The sequence below is a fragment of the Candidatus Tisiphia endosymbiont of Temnostethus pusillus genome, from assembly GCF_964264675.1.
In the GTDB taxonomy this organism is placed as follows: Bacteria; Pseudomonadota; Alphaproteobacteria; order Rickettsiales; family Rickettsiaceae; genus Tisiphia.
In genome coordinates, this window is the sequence record NZ_OZ183472.1 from 1,615,209 (window position 1) to 1,628,897 (window position 13,689).

Here is a 13,689-nt window from a genome sequence, read left to right on the forward strand (position 1 = left end):
CTCCTACGAATTGTTTTTTGAAAATATCATGGATTCGCATGCGTAACTATACTAGATGTACGCTACGCCTGCTCACCATTCATTTTCAAATCCAATTCGTAGGATCATTTGAGTACACACCCTACCCTAAACAAACCCTAATTATTTTTCTTAACCTGCGTAAAATTTAGTTCTATAGGAGTTGCTTTACCAAAAATAGATATAGACACACGCAATCTATTTTTGTCATAATCAATTTCTTCTATAACCCCTGTAAAAGTCTCAAACGGACCGTCAGTAACAATTACTGACTCACCAATTTCATATAATTTCGAAACCCTAGCATCTTTGGTTTCAGCTTCCAGTTTACTAAAAATATTTTGTATTTCTTTTTCGCTAAGGGCTTGTGGTGTACTTTTACCACCTAAAAAACCTGTAACCTTAGTTACACTTTTTACCAAATGCCAAGAATCATCTGTCATATTCATTTTAATCAGAATATAACCAGGCATAAATTTCTTTTCTGTCTTAACGTTTTTACCACGTTTAACTTCAGGTACTTCAATAACCGGAACAACGATATCCTCAAAAAACTCCGACATACCCTGTTTAGCAATTTGATCGAGAATCATTTGCTTTACACGCTTTTCTGAGCCTGATAATGTATGAATAACGTACCACTGCACCACAATTTTTCCCTAAACCTATTCTTTACTTCCCAATATTAAGTAAAACTTGCATTATGCTATGTATACCATAGTCTAACACCAAACAAATTATACTAAAAATAAATACAGCCACCACTACTATAAGAGTTGAAGTTATCAACTCTTTCTTACCAAGCCAAACAATTTTATAAACTTCTTGCTTTACTTGCTCGTAAAATTTGTAGACTCTATTTTCCTTTAACATATTATACGAACTCATTATAGTTGGCAGGAGCGACAGGAATCGAACCCGCAACCTTCGGTTTTGGAGACCGACGCTCTACCAATTGAGCTACACTCCTATCATATTTTTATCAAAAAGTCAAGTGTTTTAATTTCAATAAAATTCTTACTTATTCGAATGATGCCATTAGCCAAGGCAATTTAAAAGTCACTTCTCATTTTTGATGTCATATATAATATCATATTATACATGATACACTAAGCTATCTTAATAATTTTTTTTATTTCTTAGCTTTAATAGTTTCGGCCACCTGTAATGGTACTTGCTCATAATGAGAAAAAACCATACTATATTGAGATCTACCTTGTGATAAAGATCTCAAAGTACTAACATACCCAAACATCTCGGCCAATGGCACATTTGCAGTTATAACTTGTGCATTACCTCTTGGATCCATACTTTGCATTTGCCCTCTACGACTGTTTAGATCACCAATAATATCCCCCATATACTCATTAGGAGTAATTACTTCAACTTTCATAATTGGTTCAAGTAATTTTGGATTACCTTTTGGCATACCTTCTCTAAAAGCAGCTTTTGCAGCAATCTCAAATGCAAGTACACTTGAATCTACATCGTGGAACGCTCCATCTATCAAGGTTGCTTTAAAATCAATCATTGGATAGCCGGCAACTACACCTGTATCTTTTATATTATTTAGACCCTTTTCAACACCAGGAATAAATTCTTTGGGTATAGATCCTCCAACAATTTTGCTTTCAAAAGCAAATCCTGTTCCAGCTTCTTGAGGTTCAAATATTATTTTAACCCGTGCAAATTGCCCAGCTCCACCAGATTGCTTTTTATGAGTATAATCAATTTCACAAGGCTTGGTAATTGTTTCTCGATAGGCTACTTGTGGCGCTCCAATGTTAGCCTCAACTTTAAACTCACGTTTCATACGATCAACCATAATCTCTAGATGCAGTTCACCCATACCTTTAATAACAGTTTGACCGCTTTCCTGATCAGTTGATACTCTAAAAGATGGATCTTCAGCAGCTAACCTAGACAATGCCATTCCCATTTTTTCTTGATCGGCAGTTGATTTTGGCTCTACAGCTAATTCAATAACCGGTTCAGGAAATTCCATTCTCTCCAAAATAACCTGCTTATCCGGATCACACAAAGTATCACCAGTAGTGGTATTTTTAAGACCAGCTAGAGCAACAATATCTCCTGCAAAAGCTTCTTTAATATCTTCTCTTTCATTAGCATGCATAAGAAGCATCCTACCTACTCGTTCTTTTTGGTCTTTTACCGTATTAATGACAGTAGCACCTGAACTAATCTTACCAGAGTAAATCCTGATAAATGTAAGAGATCCCACAAATGGATCGGTCATTACCTTAAAAGCTAAAGCAGAGAAAGGTTCAGATGCTGATATTTTAAAATCTTTTTCTTCTCCAAAATTAATATCTATTCCCTTGACTATTCCAATATCGATTGGTGAAGGTAAATAGTCAACAACCGCATCTAGCAAAGGTTGCACACCTTTATTTTTAAAGGCACTACCACATAACACAGGAAAAAAGACTCGGTCAATCGTTCCTTTCCTTATTACTACTTGAATTTCTTCCTCAGTAAATTCTTCACCTGATAAATATTTCTCCATCAAATGATCATCAGCCTCAGCAACCATTTCAATTAGCAAAGCACGATATTCTTCAGCCTTTTCTAACATATCAGCAGGGATTTCTTGGTACGAATATTCAGCTCCAAGAGATTCATCCTTCCAAATTATTGCCTGCATCTTGATTAAATCAATAACTCCTTTGAAATTCTCTTCAATACCAACTGGCAACTGAATTACTAGAGGTTTTGCACCAAGACGATCTTTAATCATTTCTACACATTTGTAGAAATTAGCACCCATTCTGTCCATTTTATTGACAAAGCACATTCTAGGTACTTTATATTTATCAGCTTGTCTCCAAACTATTTCTGACTGAGGTTCAACACCGGCCACACCATCAAATACCGCCACCGCTCCATCTAAAACACGTAAAGACCTTTCTACTTCTATAGTAAAATCTACGTGACCTGGAGTATCAATAATGTTAATCCTTATATTTTTCCAGTAACAGGTAGTAGCAGCAGAAGTAATGGTGATACCACGTTCCTGCTCTTGTGCCATCCAATCCATAGTGGCACCACCTTCATGAACTTCACCAATTTTATGTGATTTTCCTGTATAAAAGAGAATACGCTCGGTTGTAGTAGTTTTACCAGCGTCAATATGAGCACAAATACCTATATTACGAGTATTAGCAAGAGAAAATTCTGTAATCGCCATATGATTTAATTACCTTGGTTGCGATTTTTTGGGACTAAAATGAGCGAAAGCTTTGTTAGCTTCAGCCATTTTATGAGTGTCCTCTCTTTTTTTAATAGCAACCCCTCTATTATTTGATGCTTCAAATAATTCCTCCGCCAACTTATCAATCATCATTTTTTCAGAACGCTTATTTGCTGCATTGATAATCCAACGTGACGCAAGTGCATACCCTCTTCTTTCATCAACAGGGGAAGGGACCTGATAATTTGCACCTCCCACACGCACTGAGGTAACCTCAAGATATGGCTTTACATTATTCATAGCATTATTGAAAGTTTCATAAGGATCTACCCTATGTTTTTTTTCTATTTTACTAAAAGCAGAATATACTATCTTTTCGGCTAGAGCTTTTTTCCCTTCCTTCATGATATTATTAATAAACCTAGCAAGCAGAGGACTATTATATTTCATATCAGGCAAGATAACCCTTTTCTCTGCGGCATGACGACGTGACATCTTATCTCTCTATTTCAAATTATTTTTTTACAGCTTGCTTCGCTGATGTACCATAACGTGAGCGTCCTTGCTTACGATTTTTTACACCCTGAGTATCATAAGCACCACGTACTATATGGTACTTAACACCTGGAAGATCAGGAACCCTTCCGCCTCTTACCAACACCGTAGAGTGTTCTTGTAAATTATGCCCTTCACCAGGTATGTAAGCATTCACGTACTGCCCATTACTTAAGCGAACACGTGCCATTTTACGAAGAGCAGAATTAGGTTTCTTAGGAGTAACAGTTTTCACTATTACACAAACACCTTTCAAAAATGGATTAGATTCCAAAGCTGGGGATTTTGTCCTACGAATCTTCGACTGTCTTCCAAAACGTACTAACTGATTGTTTGTTGGCATTCAATACTCCAAATTTTTCCTTTTGATATTTATCTATCAACCCTTAAAGCTATAGGGAAAACTATATACTATACCACTTTCACTATTAAGCGGCAACAAGTGGAACTATAGCTATTTTTTTTATAAAAGCAACGAGTTTTTAACAACATTGACTAGATTAGTTACTTTTATGAACTTAAGGTTGTAATTATCCCCCTTAAAGTTTGTAGTTCTGTACTAGATAATTTATCTATACGAGTAAAAATATTCATAATATTTTGAGTCATGTGTAATTTTTTCTCAGGCACTTTAAAGAAATTCTTTTTGTTTAATTCAGTAAACAAATGTTCAAAGAAATATCCTAATTCTCCTTTTGATGCTACGTCCTGTTCATTATTAACATTTATTCTCAGCTGTTTATTACGAAATAGCTCATAACATATAATAATTACTGACTGTGCAATGTTAAGAGAACTAAAACCCCCTGTATTAATGTTAATAATTTTATGGGCATAAGTAATTTCTCTATTTCGCAAACCACAATTTTCACGACCAAACATGATAGCGACTTTAAGACCTGTAGGATAATCCTGACTTAAATTCTCTGATAGAACATAGTTTTTATTGATATTACGTGTTGCTGAACTTGTTGCATATAAATAATCAATATCCTCTATACTTGCTTCCAAACTATCATAAATCTTAGCATTATCTATGATATTTACTGCTGATACCGCCATACTACGTGCCTGTTCATTCGGCCAACCATCTCTAGGTGAAACGATTCTCAACTCTGAAACATCAAAATTTTTCATTGCTCTAGCAGTAGCACCAATATTCTCACCCATTTGAGGTGCTACTAAAATAATAATTGGCATAAACATCTTTGATTAATATGTAATTATTTTCTTTTAAATAGCTACTTAATTCCTATTAACTACTCGTATCCAATTACTATACTCTTTTATCTCTGTCAACTATTAGTTTCATAACGAACCAATGATTTTTTCATTTTACCTAATCTTCTTTAATCAAAGAACGTATCAATGCATTAACTGCTTGCTGATGTTCTGAGTTACGAATTTTCATAAAATTCCTTGATACTTCTATACACATACGCTGATGTTGAGTAAGCACAGGCTCGACATTGTCAGCATCTTCTAAACCTTGATAGAAATAATCGATATTTTTATCTAATGCTTTAGCAATAAGAACCAACCTACCTATTGATATTCTATTAATACCCTTCTCATATTTTTGTAACTGCTGATGTGTTACCTCTATTACCTCTGCAAGTTGTTGACGTGACAAGCCTTTGGCAAGCCTTAAAGAATAGATTTTCCCACCTATAAATTGATCAACTTTTTGTATGTAGTCATTTCTTCGTACCATAATTAACTCCTTGTATGCATGAACTATTAAATTTTAAGAATATAATAGATTATTAACAAATAAAAAGATTACTGTCATATATTATATAACCTAGAAAGCCAACAATTCACATAGGAATACCCACATGTAAACTGTCTACTATCAGTAAATATTGATTATATTTTTTGTTTATGTACAAGTAGTACTTAATATTTTTTAACTATTATATAATTATACTGATCTTATAGATACTTAGCAACCTTGTAAATTATAATTTCATTTTTATCGTATTTTTTTAACCTTTTTTTACTATTCTAGATAGAATAAGACTAAAAAATTAAAGTCATAGAATTAACTATGATTTTTAAAGAATTATTGCAGAATGTTAAAACTTCAGCTTTGTATTAAAATTAAAAATTTTAATACAAAACTGGCTAGAATAATTTAGGTTCTATTGAGGTTTAAAAAATATACTTAATATAAATAAGTGATAATGTTGAATTTTATATATATACTTGAATGATTATATAAAACAAAAGAAAGTTACTTGATGCAAAGAATTATAAAATGCCTATATCAGGCAGCCTTTAGAACAATTGAACACGATGGTGTTGAACATTCAGGGTATATGTCATTTATGGTACTCCTAACGATCTTTCCTTTTTTAGTTTTTTTGTTAGCACTAACAAGTTTTGTTGGAGCATCAGAACTTGGAAAGAATTTTATCACTATTCTTCTTGAAAGTATGCCAGAACTGGCTACTGACTCAATAAAAACTAGGATAAATGAACTTGGGAAAACTCCTCCTCAGAGCCTAATGACCTTAGCAATAATGGGAAGTATTTGGACTGCTTCATCTTTTGTTGAATGTTTAAGAACAATTTTAAATAGGGTATATGAGATAAAATCTCCTCCCACCTATATAAGGCGAAGATTACTTAGCATAGCACAGTTTTTAGTAATCAGTATATTCATTACCTTTGCCATGCTTATTCTTATTATAGTACCAATAATTTTACAAATGATAGAAGAACATAAGCACACTTTAACCCTTTTTCGATATGTTATCATTTTCTGCTCATTATTTATTACCTCCTCATCACTATATTATATAATCCCTAATGCAAAATTAAATTTTACAGACGTAGTTCCTGGAGCTTTATTAACGGTAATTTTATGGGTGATAAGTGGATATTTATTATCTACCTATATAATATATTATAACCAATTAAGTATAATATATGGTTCACTTGGTAGTATAATAGTGACTTTAATATTTTTTTATATTATTAACATGATTTTTATATATGGTGCAGAATTTAATTACCTACTAAGAGAATATCCTTGAAAGCAGAAGAGTATACTCTTCCGCTTTCAAGAAAAGCTATCGCAAAACTTTGAGGTGTGCATGCACGAACAATAATTTACTACTATAACACTGAATTCGATGTAACAAGTTACATCGAATTCAGTGTTATATATAGAAACAATCAGGTTTGAAGCGGCTGCCCCACCTGATTGTTAAAATGCACTTGCGTCAGCCGCTTCAAGAGTGCATTTTTCCTTATAACAAAGCAAGTATCGATATAAGAATTAATAATTCTTATATCGAACTGAGGTTGAGGTTACTATAGTCAACTGATGAGAAGTAGGTAGCATCGTCTTCGCTCGCCTATTACAATAGGCGTCGCTCCATTTAATAATTTCACTTCTTCAATTATATCATCAACATTCCACCATTAACATGGATAGTTTGACCGGTGATGTAGGAAGCTTTGTCGCTTGCTAGGAAAGCTACTACGTTTGCAACATCTTCGGCTTCTCCGAAAGTTCTAAGAGGAATTTTTTGCATTATAGCCTCTTTTTGAGCTTCGTTTAATTTATCGGTCATGTTTGATTTAATAAAACCAGGAGAAACTGCATTAATTGTGATACCCCTACTTGCTACCTCAATTGCTAGAGACTTTGTCATACCGATCAAACCAGCTTTGGAAGCACAATAATTTGCCTGTCCTGGATTGCCGGAAACTGCAACCACAGATGATATGTTAATTATTCTACCATAACGAGTTTTCATCATTTTCTTTATCGCTTCACGATTTAGAATAAAGCTAGCTTTTAAGTTTATATCTATAACTTGATCAAACATTTCATTGGACATTTTTATTGCCAGCATATCTTTAGTGATTCCGGCATTACAAACTAAAATGTCGATTTGCTCAAGACTAGACACCAAGTTAGTACATTCATCAATATTTGCTAGATTACATGGTACTATCGTATAATTATCTTTTAAGTTATTTGCAAGTTCTTGTAGTTTCTCTTGGTTACTACCACTAATTATCACATGACTACCAAGAGAGTGGAATAGCTTAGCAATGCTACCACCAATTGTCCCAGATGCTCCAGTAATTAGAGATTTTTTAGCAGTTAAATCTATCATTTCTATTCTTCCTCTTCTATAGTTATCGTTTTGCTATCAAAAGTAACACTAGTATTATGAGAAGATTTTTGACGAATTAGTTGTTCTATTTCAGAGCAGATAGCAGGGTGTTCTCTTAGGTAATGTTTAACATTTTCTCTACCTTGACCTATACGAGTGTCATTATATGAAAACCAAGACCCCGATTTTTCTATTATTTCAAATTTAACACCAAGATCAATTATCTCGCTTTCTCTAGAAATACCACTACCATACGTTATATCAAATTCTGCCGTTTTAAACGGTGGAGAGACTTTGTTTTTAACAACTTTAATCTTAGTTTGGCTTCCTACTATATCTTCTTTATCCTTGATTGTTGAAACTCTTCTAATATCTAGCCTTACTGAGGCATAAAATTTTAAAGCATTACCACCTGTGGTAGTTTCTGGACTACCAAACATGACACCTATTTTCATTCTAATTTGGTTAATAAAAATAATTATACAATTAGTTCTTGAAATTGATGCAGTGAGTTTTCTAAGTGCTTGGCTCATTAATCTAGCTTGTAACCCCATATGAGAGTCACCCATTTCCCCTTCAATCTCTGCTTTAGGCACAAGAGCAGCGACACTATCTATAACAACCATATCAATAGCTCCAGAACGTACTAGAGTATCAGTTATTTCAAGTGCCTGCTCTCCAGTATCTGGTTGAGAAATAATAAGCTCGTCAATATTTATGCCAAGTTTTCTGGCATATGCTGGGTCTAAAGCATGTTCTGCATCAATAAAAGCACAAGTACCACCTTTCTTCTGTGCTTCAGCAATCATATGTAAAGTTAAAGTGGTCTTTCCCGAACTTTCCGGTCCAAAAATTTCAATAATTCTTCCCTTGGGTAACCCACCTATACCGAGTGCCAAGTCAAGCCCTAGCGATCCTGTTGGTATTGCCTCAACATCTACAGCAGGACGTTGACCGAGTTTCATGACAGAACCTTTGCCGTAACTTTTTTCAATTTGGCTAACTGCAGCAAGCAATGCTCTTTCTTTGTCTATAACGTTCATTTCTAGAATCAGCTTAATAAAATCAAATTAAATTTATAAAGTAACATACGAGGAAAATCCAGTAAAATAATTACAAATATTAATATCATAGTGATTTAAAAATTACAACTAAAAATTAAAAATCTATTCTTTACCCTAAAGATGATCTGTCAACAGCAACCTTAATGTTTAATTGTTCTTGCTCCACAAATCCATGTTATATTGTTTGCAATATTCAAACATATCAACTGTATTAGGGTGATGTATGCCAAATTCTTTAACTTGCGGTTTACCAAAGAATTTATAATTATATAAATCTTTGATTTTACAAGCTGCTTTTGCTGCATGATTATATAAATCACTTACTTGAGCAATATTTTTACTTCTATCTCTATATAAATAATGGTATATAATAAATGCTTTTTTATAAGATTCTATAGCCTGCTTTAGCTTATTTTGGGTAAATAGAATATCCCCTTGTACTATATAACTAGATGCCAAGCTGAAATTATTAGAATAATTTGTTTGCTTCGAATTGCTATTTTCACTTGCTAAAAATATGGAAATAGCTTTTTTAATATATTCATAAGCTTGATCTACTTTATTTAAACCTAATATACTTCTCGCCATTTCTGTATAAATATTTGCAAATATTTCATTATCTTCATTCTTTATGGGCTTATGTATATAATATAACTGTTGAGCTTGAGCATAAGCTTCTTGATATCTACCAAGGGAATTCAATATCTTTGCTCTAGGTATGTAAACCCCAGTAAAGTATGGGTCATTAATATGCGATCCATTTTTTATAAACAGCTCAATAATTTTATCTACATATTCTAAAGCCTCATGATATTTTCCTTGCATATTAAATAATGTACTTTTTAAAGAATATATTATAGATACATCAGCTTCTTGTATTATTCTTTGTTTTACTAATTTTTCTATCTTTTTAAGAAATTCTTCAGCAAGTTTTATCTCTCCTAAAAACATATAAGATCCAGATATATGAGATATACAATTAAATTTGAGAGAATAAATAGATTCATCATCATCAAGTTTACCTAAAATCTTTAATGATTTAGTAAAATAAGAAATCGCTGTTTCAAAATTTCTTAATATTATTTTATTATACACTCCTATTGCTCCCAAATATCTAGCGTAATAAAATTTTTGATATTCAGACATTTGCCACAATTTAAATTTTTTGTTTTTATCTTTCCAATTAAACCAATTAACCATTTGTTGTGCTTTATTATTATAAACGTTTATATATAGAGACAATAATTCACTTCTTAAGGTAAGCATTGCATATATGTTAACATTATATTTCTCAGAATTTATAAGAATAATTTCTAGGTTTTCTAATACAGTTTGAGCACTCCTCCACAAATATCCTGAGTGAGTTCCTTTCGGCTTAGGTATCTTAGCAATAATATTTTCTAAATATATTTTATTATTATCACCATTTAGTTCCATTATTTTATTACTAACTATATCATGCATTTCAAAAATAGGGTTATCTTCGCTAGAACTAATATTACTGATTAGCATAAATTTAGATAATTGATATATATCATCATCTAAAGTATCTTTATGATCAGTAATAGTGCTAAGAAGCTGCTTCGAAAAGCTTTGGTTATTTAGCAAAGCTATTTTATTAAGTAACTTTACTGCACTAGGATTTAATTGTTGAATAGCCATGCTAATATTTGTTGCTATTTTATCAGTCGATTGATAAATTCTCTTTTTATATTCCTCTTTATCCAAACCTTTAACTCTGTTAAGTAATTGAGCTCCTTGCACTATCAACATTGGATAACCACTAAAAGATTGCGTTAAAAATTCGATACTATTATTATCCTTATTGTTCAATAAGTTATTAGCTAAAGCTATAATAGTAGGCTTATCAAATATGGGCATTGCTATAATATTAGGTAACTTTTCATTATCTTGCGAACAAAACACCACATTACCATTATGTTCCCATTCAACTAAATCTTGTACTTTTTTATTTTCATTAACTTTTAAATTATCAAACAATAATAACCATTTATTAGTAGAAGTTAAATATGACATTACTTCTTTTTTTGCTAAAGCAACTTCTTCAGATATATTAGTTTGTTTAACCTTATTAAGTTGTTTGGCTAATTTAACAAATTGTTCATCAAAATCAAGGTTACAATCAAAAAACCAAATTAGATCATAATTATTTTTTTTCTCATAACTATACATCCTAATCAGTTGAGTTTTACCTATACCACTAGTACCAACTATACTTGCTTGTCTATATTTACTTAAATATTCATCAAGGATTTTAAGTTGTTGCTCATGATTGACAAAATAACTAACTGGGGTGATTAAATTAGATACTTGTTCTTGAGCAAAAGTTCTAGTATTAATGATTAATAATATGATTGATAGTAGAAAATTTTTCATATAATGAAACTGTTAAAAAATAAATTATGCCCTAACGGTACGTATAAAACATATTATACGCATAACTATAAAGTATAAGCAAAAATAACTCAACTTAAGTGTGAATATTAATAATAATCATCATTAAAAATATGAATAGAGAATTTTTATGAGAAAAACTTTAATAATTCTAATTTTGCAATTTATCGTAATAGAAGCATTTGCAAGTATTGAAAGAATAAAGCTACATTCTTTTGATAATTTAGTTGATCAAATTAAAAATGACCCAATAAAAGCTAAAGATACGCTAATTGTATTTGATATTGATGGAGTTATTCTTTGTCCTAAGGACAGCTATTTAAGCCATAATAATCGTGAAGTACGTCATAAATTTCTTGATGACATTGAAAAATCACAAGGTATAGCTCAGAGAAAAAATATATATGCACTTATAGCTGCTCAGATGGAATATAAGCTAATTGAACCAAGCTTAATGAAACACTTTTGGTTTCTAAAGTTCAATGGTTATGACGTTATTGCCTTAACATCAATGGGACCAAATAATCCATATTTTGATCAGGAACAAGATCGTGTTGATATGCTTAAAGATAAAGGATTATTGTTTGATAAAAGATATCACGGTCAAATAAAAATTGATAAACAAAAAAGACCCCAGCCAAAAGCCATTGAGGGAGTTATTTTTGCAAGAGGATATGAAAAGGGATTAGTTCTCAAGGCATACCTTGATCAACAACATACTGCCTATAGCAAGATAGTGGTGATAGACGATAAACCTCAAAATTTAGATTCTATTGAAAAACACCTAGAAAATCAGATTGGTAAAATAGTGCTAGTAGAATATAGCTATGATAAATTTGTAGAACAAAAATTTACAAACAATATTTCTACTTTGCAGCAAAATTTTCTTAAAACTCAATCTATTTGGTTAAGTGATAAACAAGCCTCAGTTTTATTACAAATGAGGAATAAAGCCAAAGTTGAATAATGTAAAGAAAAATTAGGTTAAATGTGAATTATAAAATTAGCCTTTGTGAACATTTCTAAGTAGGAGCAAAAAATCGGAAGATGTGATAGTGTAATTTTCGGACAAAAAATCACTATCAGAGAACATAGATATTGTACAAAATGCCTTGAGTAAGAGAGAGGTGGTTAACTAGAATTGAAATTTGATCCCTTTTAATCAGAATTTCGGATGGACCTCATCTTCAGTCGAGCTTGTGCCTCATCGTCACTCAGCCATATATGATCTTGGGATAATACTTGAAACTGTTTATCTGCTATATCCTGATTTAATACCTCATTTTTATCTTTGAGTTCAGTATAATGAATACCTAGATAATTAATTTGAGGATATTTATCTTTAAGTACATTTTGCACTGAAATTAGATTTTTCAAGTGGTCATCGACAAAAATGATATTTTTGTAATTTTTATTTAATTGCTCCAAGAAACCTAAAAGCACTTTTCCTTTATCTATTTTGTTCGTGAATATAACACGAGAGATACATTTAGGAAAGTCCTCCTTTAATAAATCACCATTATCTTTAAAATGATATCCAAGAGACTTTAAGCGTGATAAATGAAGTTGTGCTTCATTCTGAACGATACCATAGTTCCCACTGCTGTTGGCCGTAAACCCAACAATAGTCATTTTTTGAGCATCAAGTTCGTTAACAAAATTTGGCATGTCTAGAGAAAGCAATTCAACCTTAATAGAAGACAAAATCTGACTAGTTAAATACTCAGCCATCGGTACTTTACGCCCATTAAGTGCAATCTCTTTTCCTTGGAAATCTTTAAAGATGGCTTTGAGGTGTTTTGAGCGATAATTGTCTTTTTCGCCCGCATATCTCAACACGCTATCCCGTGGTACAAACAGCACATAATCGAGGTCAAATAAAATAAGAGTGTTTTCGCCATCAAATTGAGAAGCATATGTTTTAATCTCGTTAACCGAAGATGCTTGTACAATTTGAGCATTTGCTTCAAAAGCGAAAAAACCCATGAACACCATGAATACAATCTTAATATACTCAAATGATTTGGAGAATTGGAGCGTAAAACAAGGGGTGAGAGGACTAGGCGTAGTAAACCGTTGCTCGTATGCGAATTCTCCGCAAGTATTTGCAAAAGCCAATTCTTTAAAGCAGAAGAGTATACCCAATTTAATCTGGTTCAAGTAATTTTTCATCATTATACAACCTATCTTGATGATATCTATTTTTAGTCGCCATTTGGATGAATGGTATCCCAATACACTTCTACTTTTTGCTATAACAACTTAGTTAACGGTAGCGCCACTTAGTTAA

The 13,689-nt window shown here is 32.1% G+C and carries 13 protein-coding genes and 1 tRNA gene; 2 read left to right on the forward strand and 12 right to left on the reverse strand.

The genetic code is table 11. The features are described from left to right. Positions 1 to 137: 137 nt before the first annotated feature. The 8 genes from nusG to ACFEL2_RS07375 all read right to left on the reverse strand — a co-directional run bounded on the left by nusG (position 138) and on the right by ACFEL2_RS07375 (position 5,498). A complete protein-coding gene (gene nusG, locus ACFEL2_RS07340; protein WP_375332401.1) occupies positions 138 to 671 on the reverse strand; it encodes a transcription termination/antitermination protein NusG in 534 nt (177 codons plus the stop codon). 19 nt (positions 672 to 690) lie between these two features. Further along, on the reverse strand, positions 691 to 891 hold the full coding sequence (secE, locus tag ACFEL2_RS07345) for a preprotein translocase subunit SecE (RefSeq protein ID WP_341748453.1): 201 nt from the start codon (positions 889 to 891) through the stop codon (positions 691 to 693). Between the two features lie 21 nt (positions 892 to 912). Next, positions 913 to 988: transfer RNA gene (locus ACFEL2_RS07350), tRNA-Trp, on the reverse strand. A gap of 162 nt (positions 989 to 1,150) precedes the next feature. After that, the gene (fusA, locus tag ACFEL2_RS07355) at positions 1,151 to 3,226 is read right to left on the reverse strand and encodes an elongation factor G (protein ID WP_375331905.1); all 2,076 of its coding nucleotides are present in this window, start codon (positions 3,224 to 3,226) and stop codon (positions 1,151 to 1,153) included. A 9-nt stretch (positions 3,227 to 3,235) separates the two neighbouring features. Then, positions 3,236 to 3,724 (reverse strand): 30S ribosomal protein S7, encoded by a 489-nt coding sequence (rpsG, locus tag ACFEL2_RS07360; protein ID WP_341747240.1) that lies wholly within the window; start codon positions 3,722 to 3,724, stop codon positions 3,236 to 3,238. Between the two features lie 19 nt (positions 3,725 to 3,743). Further along, on the reverse strand, positions 3,744 to 4,127 hold the full coding sequence (rpsL, locus tag ACFEL2_RS07365) for a 30S ribosomal protein S12 (protein ID WP_341747241.1): 384 nt from the start codon (positions 4,125 to 4,127) through the stop codon (positions 3,744 to 3,746). 167 nt (positions 4,128 to 4,294) lie between these two features. Then, on the reverse strand, positions 4,295 to 4,984 hold the full coding sequence (locus tag ACFEL2_RS07370; RefSeq protein WP_341751669.1) for an RNA methyltransferase: 690 nt from the start codon (positions 4,982 to 4,984) through the stop codon (positions 4,295 to 4,297). Positions 4,985 to 5,123: 139 nt separating this feature from the next. Continuing rightward, positions 5,124 to 5,498, reverse strand: a complete 375-nt coding sequence (locus ACFEL2_RS07375; protein WP_341747243.1) for a helix-turn-helix domain-containing protein — start codon at positions 5,496 to 5,498, stop codon at positions 5,124 to 5,126. A 529-nt stretch (positions 5,499 to 6,027) separates the two neighbouring features. Here ACFEL2_RS07375 and ACFEL2_RS07380 point away from each other — a divergent pair. After that, positions 6,028 to 6,825: a YihY/virulence factor BrkB family protein gene (locus ACFEL2_RS07380; RefSeq protein ID WP_375331906.1), complete on the forward strand. Its 798-nt coding sequence runs from the start codon at positions 6,028 to 6,030 to the stop codon at positions 6,823 to 6,825. Positions 6,826 to 7,194: 369 nt separating this feature from the next. Here ACFEL2_RS07380 and fabG read toward each other — a convergent pair whose 3' ends face one another. The 3 genes from fabG to ACFEL2_RS07395 all read right to left on the reverse strand — a co-directional run bounded on the left by fabG (position 7,195) and on the right by ACFEL2_RS07395 (position 11,381). Continuing rightward, positions 7,195 to 7,920: a 3-oxoacyl-ACP reductase FabG gene (gene fabG / locus ACFEL2_RS07385; RefSeq protein ID WP_341747245.1), complete on the reverse strand. Its 726-nt coding sequence runs from the start codon at positions 7,918 to 7,920 to the stop codon at positions 7,195 to 7,197. A gap of 2 nt (positions 7,921 to 7,922) precedes the next feature. Continuing rightward, positions 7,923 to 8,963: a recombinase RecA gene (gene recA, locus ACFEL2_RS07390; protein WP_341751667.1), complete on the reverse strand. Its 1,041-nt coding sequence runs from the start codon at positions 8,961 to 8,963 to the stop codon at positions 7,923 to 7,925. A 168-nt stretch (positions 8,964 to 9,131) separates the two neighbouring features. Then, the gene (locus ACFEL2_RS07395; protein WP_375331907.1) at positions 9,132 to 11,381 is read right to left on the reverse strand and encodes a tetratricopeptide repeat protein; all 2,250 of its coding nucleotides are present in this window, start codon (positions 11,379 to 11,381) and stop codon (positions 9,132 to 9,134) included. A gap of 148 nt (positions 11,382 to 11,529) precedes the next feature. On the opposite strand from ACFEL2_RS07395, the gene ACFEL2_RS07400 reads away from it, so the two are divergent. Continuing rightward, the gene (locus ACFEL2_RS07400) at positions 11,530 to 12,366 is read left to right on the forward strand and encodes a DUF2608 domain-containing protein (RefSeq protein ID WP_375331908.1); all 837 of its coding nucleotides are present in this window, start codon (positions 11,530 to 11,532) and stop codon (positions 12,364 to 12,366) included. Positions 12,367 to 12,557: 191 nt separating this feature from the next. On the opposite strand, the gene ACFEL2_RS07405 is transcribed toward ACFEL2_RS07400, so the two are convergent. Next, complete coding sequence (locus ACFEL2_RS07405) at positions 12,558 to 13,574, reverse strand: DUF2608 domain-containing protein (protein ID WP_375331909.1); 1,017 nt, start codon at positions 13,572 to 13,574, stop codon at positions 12,558 to 12,560. Positions 13,575 to 13,689: the final 115 nt, after the last annotated feature.

Bases quoted from the DNA above. Each gene is read 5' to 3' on its own strand.
- ACFEL2_RS07400 (WP_375331908.1), top strand. From the start codon at position 11,530: ATGAGAAAAACTTTAATAATTCTAATTTTGCAATTTATCGTAATAGAA.
- fusA (WP_375331905.1), bottom strand. From the start codon at position 3,226: ATGGCGATTACAGAATTTTCTCTTGCTAATACTCGTAATATAGGTATT.
- ACFEL2_RS07380 (WP_375331906.1), top strand. From the start codon at position 6,028: ATGCAAAGAATTATAAAATGCCTATATCAGGCAGCCTTTAGAACAATT.
- ACFEL2_RS07395 (WP_375331907.1), bottom strand. From the start codon at position 11,381: ATGAAAAATTTTCTACTATCAATCATATTATTAATCATTAATACTAGA.
- secE (WP_341748453.1), bottom strand. From the start codon at position 891: ATGTTAAAGGAAAATAGAGTCTACAAATTTTACGAGCAAGTAAAGCAA.
- ACFEL2_RS07370 (WP_341751669.1), bottom strand. From the start codon at position 4,984: ATGCCAATTATTATTTTAGTAGCACCTCAAATGGGTGAGAATATTGGT.
- ACFEL2_RS07375 (WP_341747243.1), bottom strand. From the start codon at position 5,498: ATGGTACGAAGAAATGACTACATACAAAAAGTTGATCAATTTATAGGT.
- ACFEL2_RS07405 (WP_375331909.1), bottom strand. From the start codon at position 13,574: ATGATGAAAAATTACTTGAACCAGATTAAATTGGGTATACTCTTCTGC.
- recA (WP_341751667.1), bottom strand. From the start codon at position 8,963: ATGAACGTTATAGACAAAGAAAGAGCATTGCTTGCTGCAGTTAGCCAA.
- rpsL (WP_341747241.1), bottom strand. From the start codon at position 4,127: ATGCCAACAAACAATCAGTTAGTACGTTTTGGAAGACAGTCGAAGATT.
- rpsG (WP_341747240.1), bottom strand. From the start codon at position 3,724: ATGTCACGTCGTCATGCCGCAGAGAAAAGGGTTATCTTGCCTGATATG.
- fabG (WP_341747245.1), bottom strand. From the start codon at position 7,920: ATGATAGATTTAACTGCTAAAAAATCTCTAATTACTGGAGCATCTGGG.